The sequence below is a fragment of the Phenylobacterium composti DSM 19425 genome (assembly GCF_059568645.1).
The window spans coordinates 33533-50542 of sequence record NZ_JCANTT010000003.1 but is presented as its reverse complement, the minus strand read 5'-3'; the positions used below and the strand labels follow the sequence as shown (position 1 = coordinate 50542).

Below are 17010 nucleotides of genomic sequence, written 5' to 3'. Positions count from 1 at the left end.
CACGGTCGACTGAGAGCGCTCGACACAACTTTTGTTTAGTCCCTAGCTGGATACGGGAGCAAGTCTCGCGTGTGGCGTGCGACCTAAGGGCGAGTGCGCCGTAGCGCCGGACCTCGACGCCGTGTGCATCGCGCCCGCGGCTGGGTTAGGGACAAGGGCTCCCAATCCCGAGGGGCCGCATTTCCGCCCTGGCCACAAGGCTCCGATCCGCCGATGCGTTCGCCCGAAGATCTCTCTCGACGCGATGTGCTGCGCCAGACCGCCGCCGCGGGCGGCCTCGCCGGCGCCGGCCTGCTGCTGCCGGACTGGGCGCGTAGCCAGACCGTCGGGCTCCTCCCCCGGCCTGCGGCCCTGGAGGGGCAGGAGATCCGCCTCTCCATTGGCCATGCCCCGTTCCAGGTGGACGGTCGGCCCGGGCACGCCGTGGCCATCAATGGGACCGTACCCGGCCCCCTTATCCGTCTGAAGGAAGGTCAGGATGTCCGCATCGCCGTCACCAACAACCTGACGGGCGAGGACACCTCGATTCACTGGCACGGGCTCCTCGTACCCTTCCATATGGACGGCGTGCCGGGGGTCAGCTTCCCCGGCATCCGTCCGGGCGAGACCTTCACCTATGAGTTCAAGGTCCGTCACGCAGGGACCTACTGGTACCATTCGCATTCAGGCCTGCAGGAGCTCGTCGGCCACTACGCGCCGCTGGTGATCGACCCCGCCGGGGCCGAACCTGCCCCCTACGACCGGGAGCATGTGGTCGTGCTCTCGGACTACAGCTTCACCCATCCGCATGTGCTGCTGGCGCGCCTCAAGCAGCAGCCGGGCTTCTTCAATCGCCAGAAGCAGACGGTGGCGGGCCTGCTGGCGGGCCGGGATCAGCCGCTCAAGGATCGCATCGCCTGGGCCCGGATGCGGATGGACCCCACCGACATCGCTGATGTCACGGGGGCGACCTACAGCTACCTCGTCAACGGCCACGGGCCGAAGTCCAACTGGACGGCGCTGTTCCGGCCGGGCGAGCGGGTGCGGCTGCGGATCATCAACGCCGCCGCCATGACCATCTTCAATGTCCGCATCCCGGGCCTGCCCATGACAGTGGTGCAGGCCGACGGCCAGGACGTGCGGCCGGTGACCGTGGACGAGTTCCAGATCGCCAACGCCGAGACCTACGACGTCATCGTCAATCCGACCGAGGACCGCGCCTTCACCTTGGTCGCCGAGGCCTCCGATCGGTCAGGCTTGGCCCGGGCGACCCTCGCTCCCCGGCCGGGCATGGCGGCCGAGGTCCTCCCCCTGCGCGAGCGGCCGGTCCTGACCATGAAGGACATGGGCATGGGCGCCATGGACCACGGCGCGCACGACGTCCATCCCGGCCATGGCGCCCCCGCCCCGCAGGCGGCCATGGATCATTCGTCCATGGCCATGCGCGATCCGAAGATCGCGCCCCAGGTGAAGCTGACCCCGGGCGTGCAGATGATCTCACCCATGCCGATGGACCGGGTCGGCGACCGCGGGACAGGGCTGGAAAGCGTTCCCCACCGGGTGCTGACCTACGCCGACCTCATGGCGCTCACCCCCAACGCCGACGCCCGGCCGCCGTCCCGGGAGGTGGAGCTGCACCTCACCGGCAACATGGAGCGGTTCATCTGGGGCTTCGACGGGGAGAAGTATTCCGAGAACACCCGGCCGATCCCCTTCCGGCTGAACGAGCGGGTGCGGGTGACCCTGGTGAACGACACCATGATGGCCCACCCGATCCACCTGCACGGCCACTTCTTCGAGATCGTCAACGGCCACGGGACGCGCCAACCGCGCAAGCACACGGTCAACGTCCTGCCCGGCGGCAGGGTCTCGTTCGACTTCACCGCCAGCGAGCCGGGCGACTGGGCCTTCCACTGCCACATGCTGCTGCACATGCACGCCGGGATGTTTCGGGTCGTCACCGTCCGGGCGGTCGAGGGGGACGCTCGATGAAGCCGCTGCTGATCGCCGCGGCCGCGCCGCTCGCCCTGGGCGCCGGACCCGCCTTCGCCCAGGACCCGCACGCTCACCACCAGCATGGCCCCGCCGCGGCCCCGATTCCGCCGGCCGCCGATCCTCACGCCGGCCACGCCATGCCGGCCCGGCCGGCCGATCCGCACGCAGGCCACGGCGCGCACGGGGCTTCGCCACCCGCGCCGTCGGCCGGTCAGGGGGGCCATGTCATGGGCGTGCTCCCCGCCGGATACGACCCGCCGCCCGAGCCGCCGGCGGATCACGCCGCCGACCGCCTGTTCGCGCCGGCGGACATGGCTCGGGCCCGGGCGCAGCTGCGCCGGGAGCATGGCGATGTCCGCTGGTCCAAGGTGATGCTTGAGACGGCCGAGATCCGCCTGTCGGGTGACGGCGATGCCTGGGCCTGGGAGGGCGAGGCCTCCTTCGGCGGCGACCTCAACCGCCTGGTGCTCAAGTCGGAAGGCGAGGGGGCCTCGGGCGAGCTGGAGAGCGCCGAGGTGCAGGCCCTGTATGGCCGCGCCCTAGGCCCTTATTTCAACCTCCAGGTCGGGGTGCGCCACGACGTCGAGCCCGGCCCGCAGCGGACCTACGCGGTCCTCGGGGTGGAAGGCGTCGCGCCCTACTGGTTCGAGGTGGAGGCGGCGCTGTTCCTCTCGGACCGCGGCGACCTCTCGGCCCGGCTGGAAGGCTCATACGACCTTCGCCTCACCCAGCGCCTGATCCTGGAGCCCCGGGCGGAGGCGAACCTGGCGGCCGGCGCTGACCGGGCCCGCGGTCTGGGGTCCGGGCTGCAGGACGTGGAACTGGGTCTTCGGCTGCGCTACGCGATCCGCGGCGAGATCGCCCCCTACGTCGGCGTCCATCACGAGCGGAAGCTGGGCGACACCGCCGACCTCGCCCGCCGTCGCGGGCAAGGGACTAAGGACACCCGCGTGGCGTTCGGCCTGCGGGCCTGGTTCTGAGGCGGCGCGGCTACGGCCGCCGGACGGTCCTGAAGCCGATGTGGGAGGCGCCGGTGTCGGGCGGCCCGGGCTGGCGGGCGGCGGGCCGGTAGCGGAAGCAGTAATCCTCGGCGCAGAGGTACGACCCGCCCTTGATTACATGCTTGGGCTGCTGCGGCTCGGTCGGGTCGAGGGCCCGTTCCATGGGCGGGCCTGCGGGATTGGCGCCCTCGGTCTCCAGGCCCGGCCGGTACCAGTCCCGCGTCCACTCCCAGACGTTGCCGGCCATGTCGTAGAGGCCGTGGCCATTGGGCGGGAAGCAGCCCGCCGGCGCCGGCGTCATCCGATAGCCGTCGTCGCCGCTGTCCAGCGCCGGGAACGGCCCCTGCCAGTGGTTGGCGCGCGGCGGGCCCGAGGTGGTCGGCTCGTCGCCCCATGGGTAGCGCGCCCCGGCAAGGCCGCCGCGGGCGGCGTATTCCCACTCGGCCTCGGTAGGCAGGTCGCGGCCGCGCCAGCGGGCGTAGGCGAGGGCGTCCTCATAGGCCACATGGACCACGGGCAGGTGCTCGCGGCCCTCGATGCTGCTGCCCGGCCCTGTGGGATGGCGCCAGTCCGCCCCCTCGACCACCCGCCACCAGCGGCTGGGGTCCGAGCGCTTCGGGTCGGCCACATCGCCGACGAAGACGATCGACGACGGCTTCAGGGCCTTGGGATCGACCCCGGGATAGAGGCGGGGATCGGGCGCCCGCTCGGCCAGGGTCACATAGCCGGTGGCCCGGACGAACTCGGCGAACTGGGCGTTGGTCACCTCGGTGCGGTCGATGCTGAACGGCCCCACCGACACCTCCCGCGGCGGCCCTTCCTCGGGGCGCAGCGGGTCGGCGCCCATGATGAATCGCCCGCCGGGCAGGGCGACCTCGCCGGTCGGAGGGGCTGGACACGCCTTGGCTGGCGGCGCCTCGGCGCCTGTCCGCGCGCAGCCCGCCGGCAGCACCGCGAGGCCGCCCGCCACGGCGAGCGTCGCAAGGCCGCGGATCATCAGCTCAACTCCCCCGAACTCAGGCGTTAGCAGCCGCATAGTGACGTTTGGCGGCGATCCTGGCGAGGCCGTTGCGGCGTTTCGCCTGTCGCCGATGACTCCCTCTGGGTGTTTCTGTCCCGATTACGCCGTCTGGTTGCTTGCCAGGCGCGGTGGTTGCGTAACAGGGTCCACTGTATGACGGCGTCTGACACCAGCGCGCCCCCCTCTGGCCCGTGGCGCCGCCCCTGGCGACTGCTGCGTCTGGCGCTGATCTACCAGCTGGACGTCATCGACCAGGCGCGCCTTGACGTGAGCGGCGGGATGGAGCCCCTGGTTGCCTCCACTGTCTCCACCGTCTGCGTGGCGCCGATCACCCGCAGCGCACGGCTGCAGCGCCTCTACGCCACCCTCGACAATCCCCCGCCGGATCACCTGCGCCGGCCGATCACCATCAACAGCATCGCCGCCTCGCTGGACATGCCGTTCGAGACGGTGCGCCGCACCGTGCACCGGCTGGTGGAGCGGAACATCCTCCAGCTCACGCCGCGGGGGGTCATCTTTCCCGCCGCCTCGGCCATGGGTGAGGGCTATATCCGTCCGGCCACGGCTCGTTATGAGCGTACCCGCCGACTCTATCAGGACCTACGGGCGGCCGGGACGCCGTTCCCGCCGCCAGACGATCCGGAGCCTTTGCCGGGCCCGCCCGTGCGCTTGGTCAACCGGCTGATCGGCGAATACGGCCTGCGGGTGATGGAGCGGGTAATGCGCTGGACCAACGATCCCCTGCGGGCGGTGATGCTCATGCAGGTTGCCCGGGCGAGCGCCGACCATCTGGAGCCCGAGGCGTTCGACGAGCCCGACCCGATCACCAATTTCATCCCCCGCCCGGTGCGCGTCAGCGAGGTGGCCCGGGCCCTGGACATACCCCACGAGACCGTCCGCCGGAACCTGCGCGCCCTGGAGTCCGCGAGCCTGCTGAAGCGCGAGCCCGCGGGCTATCTGATCAACCTCGAGATGATCACCGAGGAGGCCGCCCGGGAGAGCTTCCGCGGAGGGATTCGCGATTTCCGTCGCTTCGTGGAGCGCCTGGCCCGCCTCGGCGTCTTCGCCTGGTGGGACGCCGAAGACCAAGCCGCAGCCGGCGTGGCGGTCAGGTCGTCGGAACCCGCGCTCTAGGCCAAGGTCCGAGCCCCCGTGAACCGCCCCGCGCCGCGAGCGGTCGATAGCCTGACATTTCGGGGAAAGAATGGTGGATGCGACAGGGATTGAACCTGTGACCCCCTCGGTGTGAACGAGGTGCTCTCCCGCTGAGCTACGCATCCGCCGGAGCGCGACCCGGTCAGGCCGCGCGGGAGGCGGGCCGTATAGCCGGAAGCCTCACGCGCCGCAAGCGCCCAAGAGCGTTTCGCAGGCCTTCGGCAGTTCGTCGAAATGATCGATCAGGATGTCGGGCGAAAGTTCGGCCGCCGGCGTCTCGGTGTAGCCGAAGCTGACGAGCACCAGATGGGCCCCGGCCGCCCGGGCGGCCCCGGCGTCGGTGGCCGCATCGCCCACCATCACCGTGCGTCGCACATCGCCGCCCAGGGCCTCCACGGCGGCGGTCAGATGCCGGGGATCGGGCTTGATGGCCGGGACCGAGTCGGCGCCGACGATGGCCTCGAATCGGTCGGCCAGCCCCAGGGCGCCCAGCAGGCTGGTCGATAGGCCAGTGAGCTTGTTGGTGCAGACGCAGAGTCGCGCCCCGGCGGCCTGCAGCGCGTCCAGGGCCTCGACGCAGCCGGGATAGGGCCGGCTCTCCTCGGCGATCCTTTCCAGGTAGCGGGCGATGAATCGGTCGAACAGTTCGGGGACGCGCTCGGGCGGCAGGGGCGCGCCCGCCTCGGCGAACCCTCGCTGGATCAGCCAGCGGGCGCCCTTGCCGATGAACGGCCGGGCGGCGGCCAGCGGGAAGGGCTGTACGCCTTCCTCGGCCAGCAGCAGGTTCAGGGTGCCGATCAGGTCCGGGGCGGTGTCGACCAGGGTGCCGTCGAGGTCGAAGGCGATCACCGCCCCGGAAAGTGCGCCGTCGATTGGATTAGCCGCCATTGATCACCTGGGTCGCCGCTTCGAGGCCGGAGGCATAGTCCTCCAGGGCCGCCGCGGTCAGCCCGATATAGGTGGTCGCATCGTCGAAGCGGCGCTCCTCGATGGCCTCCCGCACTCCGGGCAGCGTCTTGGCGCCGTAACCGGTGAAGCGCCCGGGGGCGTAGATCATGTTCTTGTACCAGGGGCGGAACGGCAGGCCCTGCTCACGCAGCAGGCGCTGTTCCTGGGTGAGGAGCAGGGCGTCCAGCCGCTTGCGCTGGGCCGGCGTCAGGGAATCGCCCCGCGTCGCAAGGGCCGAATCGAAGGCCTCGGCGCTGGCCTTCAGCCGGGCCGTGGCCCGGTCCAGCGGGCCGAAGTCCAGCTGCGGCGAGGCGGCCAGCGCCGCCGGGTCGGCCCGGGGCTGGGTGGGATCGTCGGCCAGTTTGAAGGCGCCGGCGGCCAGCAGCTTGGCCTGGTTCTCGGCGGCCTCCCGCTGGGCCGCGTCCAGCTTCTTCACCTCGTCGAGGTAGCCCGCCACGGTCTCAGCGAAGTCGCCGTAGCGCTGCACCGGCTTGTCGGCGTCGGCGATGCGCATCACCAACCGGCCGACCGTCTCGGCCAGCACCGCCGAATAGGCGTGGCCCGGATCCACGAAGCGGTTGTGGTGCTCATAGGTATCGTAGGCCGAGTGATAGACCCCGCTGGAGGAGCCCTCGCCGCCATAGCCGATGTTCAGGGCGGCCAGGCCCAGGTGCTGCAGGAAGGCCGAATAGTCCGAGCCCGAGCCCAGGGGGCCGATGGGCAGGTCCTTGGCCGGGTCGAGGGCGGCCTTGGCCGACGCCCGCGCCTCGGCCGACGCGCCCGGCGCCGTGCCCTGGACGCCGAGCCGCGCCCGCAGCCGCTCGCCCACGGACACGCCGGTCTGCGGATCCTTCACCTCGGCCGCCACCTGATTGACCAGGTGCTGGAAGGCGTGGCTGCCGGCCGCGCCCAGGAAGCCCCGCCCGTTGCCGTCGGTGTTGATGTAGATGATCGCCTTCTTCTTCAGCTCGGCCGCGTGCTGCTCGGCCCATTCGGTCGAGCCCAGCAGCATCGGCTCTTCCGCGTCCCAGCTGGCGTAGACGATGGTCCGCTTGGGCCGCCAGCCGGCCTTCTTCAGGGCGCCGAGAGCCTTGGCCTCGCCCATCATCGCCACGTGGCCCGCGAGCGGGTCGCTGGCGCCGAAGACCCAGCCGTCCCGGTGGTTGCCGCGCACCACCCATTCGTCCGGCCGCTCAGAGCCCTTGAGCATGGCGATGACATTGTAGGCCGGCTTGGGCGTCCATTCGGACTTCACCTTCAGCCGCACCTTGGCCGTGTCCGGGCCGTCGCCGCCGCCCACGTGGTAGGTGATCGGGAGGCCGCCGCGCCAGCTGGAGGGCGCCAGCGGCCCGCCCAGGGCCTTCAGCAGCACCTGGGCGTCGCCGTACGAGATCGGCAGGGTCGGGATCTTGAGGACAGTGGGCGACTCTTCCACCGGCGTCCGCCTGGCGTTCTTGGTGGAGCCGTAGCCGATGGTGGTGGGATCCCCGGGGGCATAGGTCATGTCGGCCACCGAACCGCGCTGGAAGCCGGTGGGCGGACGGGCCGGTCCATCCGGATAGACGTCATTGGCGTGATAGCCGTCGTCGCGCGGGTCGGAATAGATGATCGCCCCGACCGCGCCGTGCTCCTGCGCCAGCTTGGGCTTCAGGCCCCGCCAGCCCTGGCCGTAGCGGGCGATGACGATCTTGCCTTTCACCGACACGCCCATGCGCTCCAGCGCCTCGTAGTCGGAGGGCAGGCCGTAGTTCACATAGACCAGCGGGGCGGTGACGTCGCCATCGCCCTGGAAGGCCACGTAGGCGGGCAGGGCGTCCTGCTGGCGGCTGGTGCTCTCGTCGCCGGGGATCGGCGGCTCGGTCAGGGTCGCCTTGAACGGCGCCCCCTGGCCACCGACCAGCTCCAGGCTGACCTCCTGCGGCGTGGGGTACATCACCCAGAAAGTCTCGATCTTGGCGTCCCAGCCCCAGTCCCTGAACTGCTTCAGGGTCATCTCGGCGTTGGCCTTGTTGTGCGGCGCGCCCACATGGGTCGGCAGGGCCGACATGGTCTTCAGCCAGCCGCCCATCTCGGCGGGGCTCAGCTCGGCGCGCAGGCGGGCTTCCAGGGCCGGATCGGGCGCGGCTGCGGCGACAGGCGCGACGGACAGGGCGGCCGCCGCGCAGGCGGCCATCAGGGCGTTGAGACGCTGGATCGGTTTCATCGGATATCCCCCAGAGGCGAGGCGACGCTAGCGCGCCGCTGCGATGCGGGACAAGGCCGGTGTCGCGCCCGGCCACAAGGCTTGATAAGGCTGCCTCCACCCGTGACTCGATGCGAACGGAGCGTAGCCGCATGACCGCCAGAGCCGCCGTGATCATGGCCGCCGGACAGGGCACGCGGATGAAGTCGCCCCTTCCGAAGCTGCTGCACAAGGTGGGCGGGCGCACGCTGCTGGATCGCATCATCGACACCGTCCAGGCCGCCGGCTGCGAACGCATCCACGTCATCGTCGGCAATCACAGCCCGGGGGTGCGCGAGATCGCGGTGAAGCGCCTGGGCGAGGAGGCGCCGGTGCTGCAGGACCCGCCCCTCGGCACCGGCCACGCCGTGCTCTCCGCGGCCGACGCCTTGGCCGACTATGATGGCGACGTGCTGGTGGTGAACGGCGACTGCCCGTTGCTGCAGGCCGAGGACCTCGAGCCGCTGTTCGCCCTGCGCGAGGGCGGGGCGACCCTGGCGCTGATGGGGTTCGAGCCGCACGACACCCTGCTGTACGGCCGCCTGATCCGCGGCGCCGACGGCCACGTCATCCGCATCGTAGAGCCGTCCCAACTCACCGACGAGGAGCGCGGCGCCCGGGTGTGCAACGCCGGCATGTATGTGGCGGACCGCGCCGACCTGTTCCGCTGGCTCTCGCGCCTGACCAACGACAATCCCAAGGGCGAATACTTCCTCACCGGCATCGTCGCCGAGGCCAACGCCGAGGGCGCAATAGTGCGGGCCCACATCGCCTCCGAGGCGGCGGTCATGGGCGCCGACACCCAGATGCAGCTCGCCCAGGCCGAGGCCATCTTCCAGCAGCGCCAGCGGGCGCGGTTTCTGGCCGAGGGCGTGTGCATGCCCGCGCCCGAAACCGTCCACTTCTCCTGGGACACCGAGATCGGTCCGGGCTCCACCGTGGAGCCCTATGTGGTGTTCGCGCCGGGCGTGACCGTGGAGGCCGGGGCCGTGATCCGCGCGTTCAGCCATCTGGAGGGGGCGAGTGTCGCCGCAGGGGCCATCGTCGGGCCGTATGCCCGCCTGCGGCCGGGCGCCGACATCGGCCCGGACGCCCACATCGGCAACTTCGTCGAGGTCAAGAACGTCACCGTCGGCGCTGGGGCCAAGGCCAACCACCTGTCCTATCTGGGCGACGGCTCGGTGGGGGCGGGCGCGAACATCGGGGCCGGCACGATCTTCTGCAACTACGACGGCTTCTTCAAATACAGGACCGAGGTGGGCGAGGGCGCCTTCATCGGCTCCAACACCGCCCTGGTGGCGCCGGTGAAGGTGGGCGCGGGGGCCATGACCGGCTCGGGGTCGGTCATCACCCGCGACGTGCCGGAGGGGGCCCTGGCCCTGGAGCGGAACGCCCAGGCCGACAAGCCCGGCTGGGCCAAGGCGTTCCGCGAGAAGCGGGCGGCCGAGAAGGCGGCCAAAGCCGGCTCATGAACGAGGCCGAGGCTCAGAAGCGGGCCGCCGGAGAGGCCGCCGCCGCCCTTGTCGAGGACGGCATGATCGTGGGCCTGGGCACAGGCTCCACGGCGGCGTGGTTCGTGAAGGCCCTGGCGGGCCGCAGGCTGGACATCGTGGGCGTGCCCACGTCCCGGGCCACCGCCGAGCTGGCGGACAGCCTGGGCATTCGCCTGGCCGAACTGGGCGAGACGCGCGAAATCGACCTCACCGTGGACGGCGCCGACGAGATCGGCCCCGGCCTGTCGCTCATCAAGGGCGGCGGCGGGGCGCTCCTGCGCGAGAAGCTGGTGTGGGAGGCCTCGCGGCGCTGCGTGGTCATCGCCGACGCCGCCAAGGTGGTTTCCGCCCTGGGCCGCTTCGCCTTGCCGATCGAGGTGGTGGACTTCGGACACAAGACCACCGCCCTGCGCATCTGCGATGTGCTGGCCGAGTTCGACATCGGCCTGCCGCCTCGCCTGCGGGCGATCGACGGCAAGCCCGTGAGAACCGACGGCGGCAATCTTATCTATGACGCGGCCTGCGGGCGCATCGACGAGCCCGCGGCCCTCGCCGCGGCGCTGAAGAGCGTCACCGGCGTGGTGGAGCATGGGCTGTTCCTCGACCTCGCCGAACAGGCGCTGATCGGGACGGCCGCCGGCGTGCGGACGCTGGAGCCCTAGGGAAGGGATAGCGAGTGGCGGATTACGACTACGACCTTTTCGTCATCGGCGCGGGCTCGGGGGGCGTGCGCGCCGCGCGGGTGGCGGCCCTGGCCGGGGCCCGGGTGGCGGTCGCCGAGGAGCATCGCGTGGGCGGCACCTGCGTGATCCGCGGCTGCGTGCCCAAGAAGTTCATGGTCTACGCCTCGGAATTCGCTCATCATTTTGAGACGGCCAAGGGCTACGGCTGGACCCTCGGTGAGGCCAGATTCAGCTGGACCGACTTCCTGCGTGAGAAGGACGCCGAGATCGCCCGGCTGTCGGGCATCTATGTCCGCAACCTGCAGAACGCCGGGGCCGAACTGTTCCATGGCAAGGCCCGCCTGGTCGACCGGCGCACGGTGGAGATCGAGGGGCACGGCCGCGTCACCGCCGACAAGATCCTCATCGCCACCGGCGGCCGTCCCTGGATGCCCAGGGATTTGCCGGGCGTCGAGCACGCCATCACCTCGAACGAGGCCTTCCACCTGGAGGAGCTGCCCAAGCGGATCGTGATCGCCGGGGGCGGCTACATCGCCGTGGAGTTCGCCGGCATTTTCAACGGCCTGGGCGTGGAAACCACTCTGGTCCATCGCGGTCCCAACATCCTGCGCGGCTTTGACGACGACGTGCGCGCCCACGTGGCCGAAGAGATGGAGAAGCGGGGGATCAAGGTGCTGCTGGGAACCCAGCACGTCGCCATCGAGAAGACCCCGACCGGCCTCGTCAGCCGCCTGTCCAACGGCCTCGCCCCCTGCGAGAGCGACGTGGTCCTGTTCGCCCTCGGCCGCGAGCCCTATGTGGAGGGCCTCGGCCTGGAGGCCGCCGGCGTGGAGCTTGACGAGCAGGGCGCGGTGAAGGTGGACGCCTATTCCCGGACCAGCGTCGACAATATCTGGGCCGTGGGCGACGTCACCAACCGCATCAACCTGACGCCGGTGGCGATCCGCGAGGGCCATGCCTTCGCCGACACCGAGTTCAACAAGACCCCGCGCACCTTCGACCATGACATGGTCGCCTCGGCGGTGTTCTCGCAGCCGCCCATCGGCTCGGTGGGCCTGTCCGAAGCCGAGGCGCGCCACCGCCACGGCGGCAAGATCGACATCTACCTCTCGCGTTTCCGGCCGATGAAATACGTCTTCGTGGGCAGCGAGGAGCGTTGCCTGATCAAGCTGGTGGTGGAGCAGGGGACCGAGAAGATCCTGGGCTGTCATGTGGTCGGCCCTGACGCTCCCGAGATCATCCAGATGGCCGCCATCGCCCTTAAGATGGGCGTCACCAAGCCCCAGTGGGACGCCACCTGCGCCGTCCACCCGACCCTCGCTGAGGAGCTGGTGACCATGCGCGAGAAGTACACGCCGCCCGCCCTGGGCCCGGTCGCTTGATCACCGACAGCCGACATGCTGGCGAAAGGCTCGGCCGCTGGTGCGGCTGGGTCTTCGTGGGGACCGCCGTCCTCACGCCCCTGATCGCCTGGCTCGGGCCCCTGGCTTTCGCCCCGCTCATGGGCCTGGCGGGTCTCTTGTGCCTGCCCGCCCTCCGCATCGGGGACGAGGATCGGCCCGTGGCCGTCGCCCTGCTTGTCGGCCTGGTCTGGGCCGGCATGAGCGCCTCCTGGAGCGTCCATCAGGGCGGCGCGCTGGAGGACAGCGTGCCGCTCAAGCTCGCCCTGCAGCTGCCGCTGTACTGGGCCGCCTGGTGCGGGGCCCGTCGCGCCGATCCCGGCCTCAAGCGGCTGGCGCTGTCGATCTTCGCTTGGGGCCTGGCGGCCATAGGCCTCATTCTGTTCATCGAGGCGGTGAGCGGCGGCGCCATTTACCAGGCCCTGCGCGCCGGCATCGGCGATCCGACCCGTCCGGATCTCGCCCGCAAGAACCTTGCCCAGGGCAGCTTCGCGGTGGCGCTCCTGTGGCCGGTGGCGGCGGCGGGCGGCGTGCGCGCCGGGCGTCCCTGGTGGCTGGCCGTGCCCATGGCCCTGGGCATGGGCCTGCTCGCCTATATGTTCCTGTCGGACGCCCCGGTGCTGTCCGTGGGCATAGCGCTGGTGGCTGGGCTCGCCGTCTGGCTGCTGCCGAGCCTGGCGCCCAGGCTCATGGGGGGCGCCGTGGCGGCCTATTTTGTGCTCGAGCCCGTCGTGTTCCTGGGCCTGCGCAGCCTGGCCCGCGGCATGAACTGGGACATCCAGCCGCCGGAGTCCTGGGCCCAGCGTCTGGGCTACTGGAGCCACGCCCTTGACGCCATCGCCTGGCATCCCATCCGTGGATGGGGCCTGGACGCCAGCCGCGAGTTCAGCCCGGGCATTATCCTTCACCCGCACAACGGCGCCTTGCAGCTGTGGCTGGAGCTAGGCTTGGTGGGCGTGGTCTGCGTGGCCCTGTTCTGGCTGTTCCTCCTGCGCCGCCTGAGCCGCGAAGGGCCGGACCTCGCCGCCACCGCCGCCATGGCCTCGGCCTCGGCCTATCTGCTGTTCGGGGCGGTGAACTTCGGGGTCTGGCAGGAGTGGTGGCTGGCCCTCGGCGCCCTGGCCTGCGTGATGGTCGGCCTCATGGACGGGGTGAATCCTGCCTCCGAGGCGGGTGAGAATCGCCGCAGCGCAGCAAAAACATCGACCGCGACGGCGTTCTCGGGGTAGAAGCCCGCTTCCGTCGCGGGGGGCGAGCGCGCCCCACTGTCCCGCGGCGCGGAGTAGGAGCCATGACCGAACACTGGACGCCCGCATCCTGGAGAGGGAAACCCGCCAAGCATGTGCCGACCGACTATCCGGACCTGGCCGAGCTTTCGCGCGTCGAACAAACCCTTCGCAAGATGCCGCCGCTGGTGTTTGCGGGCGAGGCGCGCCGACTGAAGAGCCTCCTGGGCGATGTGGCCGAGGGCCGCGCCTTCCTGCTGCAGGGCGGTGACTGCGCCGAGAGCTTCAAGGAATTCCACGCGGACAACATCCGTGACCTGTTCCGCCTGATCCTGCAGATGGCGGTGGTCCTGACCTTCGCCGGCGGCAAGCCGGTGGTGAAGGTGGGCCGCATGGCCGGCCAGTTCGGCAAGCCGCGCTCCTCGCCGGTCGAGGTCGTGGACGGCGTCGAGCTGCCCAGCTACCGCGGCGACAACATCAACGGCATGGAGTTCTCGCCGGAGGCCCGCACGCCGGACCCGCAGCGGCTGATCCAGGCCTACGGCCAGTCGTCGGCGACCCTCAACCTGCTGCGCGCCTTCGCGGGCGGCGGCTACGCCGACCTCTACAACATCCACCGCTGGACCCTGGGCTTCGTCAACGACAGTCCGCAGGGCGCCCGCTACCGCGAGCTGTCCGAGAAAATCTCCGAGGCCCTGACCTTCATGGCGGCCATCGGCGTCACTCCGGCCACGCATCCCGAGATGCATCGGGTGGAGTTCTTCACCAGCCACGAGGGCCTGCTGCTCGGCTACGAGGAGGCCATGACCCGGGTCGATAGCACCACGGGCGAATGGTACGACACCTCGGCCCACCTGCTGTGGATCGGCGAGCGCACCCGCCAGCTTGACCACGCCCATGTGGAGTTCTTCCGCGGCATCAAGAACCCGATCGGCCTGAAGGTCGGCCCGACCCTAGAACCCGATGAGCTGCTGCGCCTCATCGACGTGCTGAGCCCGAAGAACGAGCCTGGCCGGCTGACGCTGTACGGCCGCTTCGGCCACGACAAGATCGCCGACCGCCTGCCGCGCCTGCTGCGCGCCACCAAGTCCGGCGGCCGCAACGTGGTGTGGGCCATCGACCCGATGCACGGCAACACCCTGACGGCGGCCAGCGGCTACAAGACCCGGCCGTTCGACCGCATTCTGTCGGAGGTCCGCAGCTTCATCGACATCTGCAAGGCCGAGGGCGTCCACCCAGGCGGCGTGCACCTGGAGATGACCGGCCAGAACGTCACCGAATGCCTCGGCGGCGCCCGCGCCCTCACCGAGGGCGACCTGGCCGACCGCTACCACACCCATTGCGACCCGCGCCTGAACGGCGAGCAGGCCCTGGAGCTGGCCTTCCTGGTGGCTGAGAAGCTGAAGGAAGACCGCATCGACCTCTCCAAGCGGCTCGCGGTCAACATCTAGGACCGCGCCACACGGCGTGTCCCCGCGGCCACGCTTGGGGCCGCTGTCGCCGGACGACCCTTGCGCCGCCTTGCCCTGCCGGGCCGGGCGGCGCAGTCTCCGCGCCTCTTTGAAAACCGGAACACCCGCCATGGACCGCGCCGCGGCCCAGAACCCTTCGCTCGCCCGTCAAGACCTGGCCCAGCTCCTCAAGCTGTCGGGGCCAGTGGTGCTCGCGCGCCTGGGGATCATGACCATGGGCCTTACCGACGCCGTGGTCGTGGGGCGGTTCTCGGCCCAGGAGCTGGGCTATCACGCCCTTGGCTGGGCGCCGACCAGCGTTGTCCTCACCGCCCTCGTGGGCCTGCTCATCGGCGTCCAGGTGATGACCGCTCGGGCGGTGGGCGAGGGGCGGCGCGAGCGCAGCGGGGCGGTTCTGCGCCGGGGCCTGGTCTACAGCGTCTGGCTGGGCCTGGCCTCCACGGTCCTGCTGGCCATCGTCGGCCCGCCGTTCCTGCATGTGATCGGCCTCGATAAGGACCTCGCCGACGGCGCGGCCCGGGCGCTCCTGGTCTTCAGCCTGTCGCTCACGCCCTATGCGGTGAGCGTGGCCGCCAGTTTCTGGCTGGAGGGGCTCCAGCGCCCCGGCCCGGCGGCGGTGGCCATGTGGGGAGCAAACGTCGTCAACCTCGGCCTCGTGCTGCTGTTCGTGCCGGGGACCTTTGGCCTGCCGGCCATGGGCGCGGTGGGCGCGGCCTGGGGCACCTTCGGCGCGCGGACCTTCCTGGCCGTGGCCATGCTGACCTTCATCGCCACCCTGCCGGAGGCCAGGGCGCTCGGCGTCTTCACCCGGCCCGAGCGCGACCGCCCGGCCGAGGCCGAGCAGCGCCGCATCGGCTATGGCGCCGGCGCGTCCAACTTCCTCGAGGTGGCGGCCTTCGCCAGCATGAACGTCATCGCCGGCTGGATCGGCGGCCTGGCGGTGGCCGCCTGGGCCATCGTCCTGAACGTGGCGGCCATCGTCTTCATGGTCCCGCTGGGCCTCGCCACCGGCGCGGCGGTGCTGGTCGGCAAGGCCTATGGCGCCCGCGACCCGGCCGGGATCACCCGGGCCGGGGTGGTGTCCTTCGCCGTGACGGGCGTGTTCGGTCTGCTGGTCTCCCTGGCCATCTGGCCCGCCGCCGAGGTCATCAGCCACGGCTACACCAGGGAGGCGGCGACCATCGCCCTCGCGGCCCCGGCCCTGGCGCTGTCGTGCCTGTTCTTTTTCCCCGACGCCCTGCAGGTGGTGGCGGCCCAGGCCCTGCGCGCCCGTGGCGACGTCTGGCTGCCCACCTGCACCCACCTGGCCAGCTACATCCTGGTGATGATGCCGCTGGCCTACTGGTTCGCCATCCCGCTGAAGCTCGGCATCAACGGCATCGTCTGGGCGGTGATCGTCGCCAGCTTCGTCTCGGGCGGACTCCTGCTGGGCCGCTTCTGGATGCTCAGCCGGCGCGGGCTCTAGGCCCGCCCGGTCAGGCGCCGGCGCCCAGGATCCAGCCTTCCTCGCGCTCGGCGTCAAGCACGGCGTCGGCGGCCACGCCCGGCGGCGGAGCGAACAGGGCACCGAGCTTGTTCTGCTCGTCCAGTCGGGCGAAATGTTCAGCGGTGGCGCGCACTTGCGCCAGATCCTTCACCTCGCCTGGAGCGGGTTGGGCCTTCAGCAGCGACGGATAGACCTCGGCCGCCACCACCTCGACGCCCTCGAGGTCGGCTTCGGTCAGGGCCTTGAAGCCGGTCTCGAATGGCCACACCCGGAAGCCTTCGCCCCGGGCCTGCTTCAGCCGGCGCACAAAGGGGATGCCGAGGATCGCCTGACCGCCCACCGAGCCGTTGTAATAGAGCTTCCAGATCGACGCCGCGCCCTTGGCCGCCAGGTCCGCGTGCCGGAACTCGGGCAGGTCGTCAGGCCCGTGGGCGCGCGTGCGCTTGGGCTGCAGGGTGGTCAGGGCGTCCTTCGGCGGGCAGCCCCAGAAGGGGAACGGCCCGCCGGTCAGCCGCCGGTTGATCTCGGAGCCGACGCCGAAGCGGTTGTTCGTGTTGTCCGGCTTGTCCTTCACCATCTTGGCGAGCTGGTCCCAGGTCGCCTGCCAGGGGGCGTCTCCCGGCAGCTTCAGGGCCTCGGCGAAGCCCCGCGGGAAGCCCAGCGGGAAGTCGAACCCCAGCAGGGCCCGCTCGCTGCGCTTGCGCAGGTCGTCCAGGATGGCGGTCAGGCGCGTCTCGGCCTCGGCCCGGGTGGCCGGGTTGTGGCTTTCGAACGCCAGCCGGAACCGGACGTCACGCTTCAGGACGCCGATCCAGATGGAGTCCGCCCCAGTGGTCGGCTTTGCGGCGGCGCTCCAGTCGACGATCACATAGGCGCTGAACAGGCGCGGCACGGCAGGCTCCTGGTAAACAAGATCGAGGATTGAGCTGA

Annotated in this window: 13 protein-coding genes and 1 tRNA gene; 9 read left to right on the top strand and 5 right to left on the bottom strand. The window is 70.7% G+C overall.

Features of this window, described 5'->3' with window-relative positions; all coding sequences use genetic code 11:
* Positions 1 to 213 precede the first annotated feature (213 nt).
* Positions 214 to 1971 carry a copper resistance system multicopper oxidase gene (locus BO64_RS01425; protein ID WP_496401488.1) on the top strand — a complete coding sequence of 586 codons (1758 nt, stop codon included), beginning with the start codon at positions 214 to 216 and terminating at the stop codon, positions 1969 to 1971.
* Complete coding sequence (locus BO64_RS01420; protein ID WP_496401487.1) at positions 1968 to 2954, top strand: copper resistance protein B; 987 nt, start codon at positions 1968 to 1970, stop codon at positions 2952 to 2954. Before BO64_RS01425 ends, BO64_RS01420 begins: the two co-directional genes overlap by 4 nt.
* A 10-nt stretch (positions 2955 to 2964) precedes the next feature.
* Here BO64_RS01420 and BO64_RS01415 read toward each other — a convergent pair whose 3' ends face one another.
* Complete coding sequence (locus BO64_RS01415) at positions 2965 to 3972, bottom strand: formylglycine-generating enzyme family protein (RefSeq protein WP_496401486.1); 1008 nt, start codon at positions 3970 to 3972, stop codon at positions 2965 to 2967.
* Between the two features lie 177 nt (positions 3973 to 4149).
* Between BO64_RS01415 and BO64_RS01410 the strand changes: the two genes are divergently transcribed.
* Positions 4150 to 5130, top strand: a complete 981-nt coding sequence (locus BO64_RS01410; protein WP_496401485.1) for a helix-turn-helix domain-containing protein — start codon at positions 4150 to 4152, stop codon at positions 5128 to 5130.
* Between the two features lie 71 nt (positions 5131 to 5201).
* Here BO64_RS01410 and BO64_RS01405 read toward each other — a convergent pair.
* The 3 genes from BO64_RS01405 to BO64_RS01395 all read right to left on the bottom strand — a co-directional run bounded on the left by BO64_RS01405 (position 5202) and on the right by BO64_RS01395 (position 8302).
* A tRNA-Val gene (locus BO64_RS01405) sits at positions 5202 to 5276 on the bottom strand.
* A gap of 55 nt (positions 5277 to 5331) precedes the next feature.
* Positions 5332 to 6039 (bottom strand): phosphoglycolate phosphatase, encoded by a 708-nt coding sequence (gene gph / locus BO64_RS01400; protein ID WP_496401484.1) that lies wholly within the window; start codon positions 6037 to 6039, stop codon positions 5332 to 5334.
* The gene (locus BO64_RS01395; protein ID WP_496401483.1) at positions 6029 to 8302 is read right to left on the bottom strand and encodes a transferrin receptor-like dimerization domain-containing protein; all 2274 of its coding nucleotides are present in this window, start codon (positions 8300 to 8302) and stop codon (positions 6029 to 6031) included. Before BO64_RS01395 ends, gph begins: the two co-directional genes overlap by 11 nt.
* 131 nt (positions 8303 to 8433) lie before the next feature.
* On the opposite strand from BO64_RS01395, the gene glmU reads away from it, so the two are divergent.
* From glmU to BO64_RS01365, 6 genes are all read left to right on the top strand, one after another.
* Positions 8434 to 9792, top strand: coding sequence for a bifunctional UDP-N-acetylglucosamine diphosphorylase/glucosamine-1-phosphate N-acetyltransferase GlmU (gene glmU / locus BO64_RS01390; protein ID WP_496401482.1), 1359 nt, complete (start codon positions 8434 to 8436; stop codon positions 9790 to 9792).
* On the top strand, positions 9789 to 10475 hold the full coding sequence (gene rpiA, locus BO64_RS01385) for a ribose-5-phosphate isomerase RpiA (protein ID WP_496401481.1): 687 nt from the start codon (positions 9789 to 9791) through the stop codon (positions 10473 to 10475). The genes glmU and rpiA overlap by 4 nt, the downstream gene beginning before the upstream one ends.
* Before the next feature lie 14 nt (positions 10476 to 10489).
* On the top strand, positions 10490 to 11878 hold the full coding sequence (gene gor / locus BO64_RS01380; protein WP_496401480.1) for a glutathione-disulfide reductase: 1389 nt from the start codon (positions 10490 to 10492) through the stop codon (positions 11876 to 11878).
* Entirely contained in the window at positions 11875 to 13125 is a 1251-nt protein-coding gene (locus tag BO64_RS01375; protein ID WP_496401479.1) for an O-antigen ligase family protein, read from the top strand. Before gor ends, BO64_RS01375 begins: the two co-directional genes overlap by 4 nt.
* A 62-nt stretch (positions 13126 to 13187) precedes the next feature.
* Positions 13188 to 14573, top strand: coding sequence for a class II 3-deoxy-7-phosphoheptulonate synthase (locus BO64_RS01370; RefSeq protein WP_496401478.1), 1386 nt, complete (start codon positions 13188 to 13190; stop codon positions 14571 to 14573).
* A gap of 130 nt (positions 14574 to 14703) precedes the next feature.
* Positions 14704 to 16059 (top strand): MATE family efflux transporter, encoded by a 1356-nt coding sequence (locus tag BO64_RS01365; protein ID WP_496401477.1) that lies wholly within the window; start codon positions 14704 to 14706, stop codon positions 16057 to 16059.
* A gap of 10 nt (positions 16060 to 16069) precedes the next feature.
* Here the strand turns inward: BO64_RS01365 and BO64_RS01360 are convergent, their stop codons facing one another.
* On the bottom strand, positions 16070 to 16972 hold the full coding sequence (locus BO64_RS01360; protein WP_496401476.1) for a cobalamin biosynthesis protein CbiG: 903 nt from the start codon (positions 16970 to 16972) through the stop codon (positions 16070 to 16072).
* Positions 16973 to 17010 lie beyond the last annotated feature (38 nt).

Excerpts from the sequence above, each read along its gene's own strand:
- rpiA (WP_496401481.1), top strand. The coding sequence starts at position 9,789 with ATGAACGAGGCCGAGGCTCAGAAGCGGGCCGCCGGAGAGGCCGCCGCC.
- BO64_RS01415 (WP_496401486.1), bottom strand. The coding sequence starts at position 3,972 with ATGATCCGCGGCCTTGCGACGCTCGCCGTGGCGGGCGGCCTCGCGGTG.
- glmU (WP_496401482.1), top strand. The coding sequence starts at position 8,434 with ATGACCGCCAGAGCCGCCGTGATCATGGCCGCCGGACAGGGCACGCGG.
- BO64_RS01410 (WP_496401485.1), top strand. The coding sequence starts at position 4,150 with ATGACGGCGTCTGACACCAGCGCGCCCCCCTCTGGCCCGTGGCGCCGC.
- BO64_RS01420 (WP_496401487.1), top strand. The coding sequence starts at position 1,968 with ATGAAGCCGCTGCTGATCGCCGCGGCCGCGCCGCTCGCCCTGGGCGCC.
- BO64_RS01370 (WP_496401478.1), top strand. The coding sequence starts at position 13,188 with ATGACCGAACACTGGACGCCCGCATCCTGGAGAGGGAAACCCGCCAAG.
- BO64_RS01395 (WP_496401483.1), bottom strand. The coding sequence starts at position 8,302 with ATGAAACCGATCCAGCGTCTCAACGCCCTGATGGCCGCCTGCGCGGCG.
- BO64_RS01425 (WP_496401488.1), top strand. The coding sequence starts at position 214 with ATGCGTTCGCCCGAAGATCTCTCTCGACGCGATGTGCTGCGCCAGACC.
- BO64_RS01365 (WP_496401477.1), top strand. The coding sequence starts at position 14,704 with ATGGACCGCGCCGCGGCCCAGAACCCTTCGCTCGCCCGTCAAGACCTG.
- gph (WP_496401484.1), bottom strand. The coding sequence starts at position 6,039 with ATGGCGGCTAATCCAATCGACGGCGCACTTTCCGGGGCGGTGATCGCC.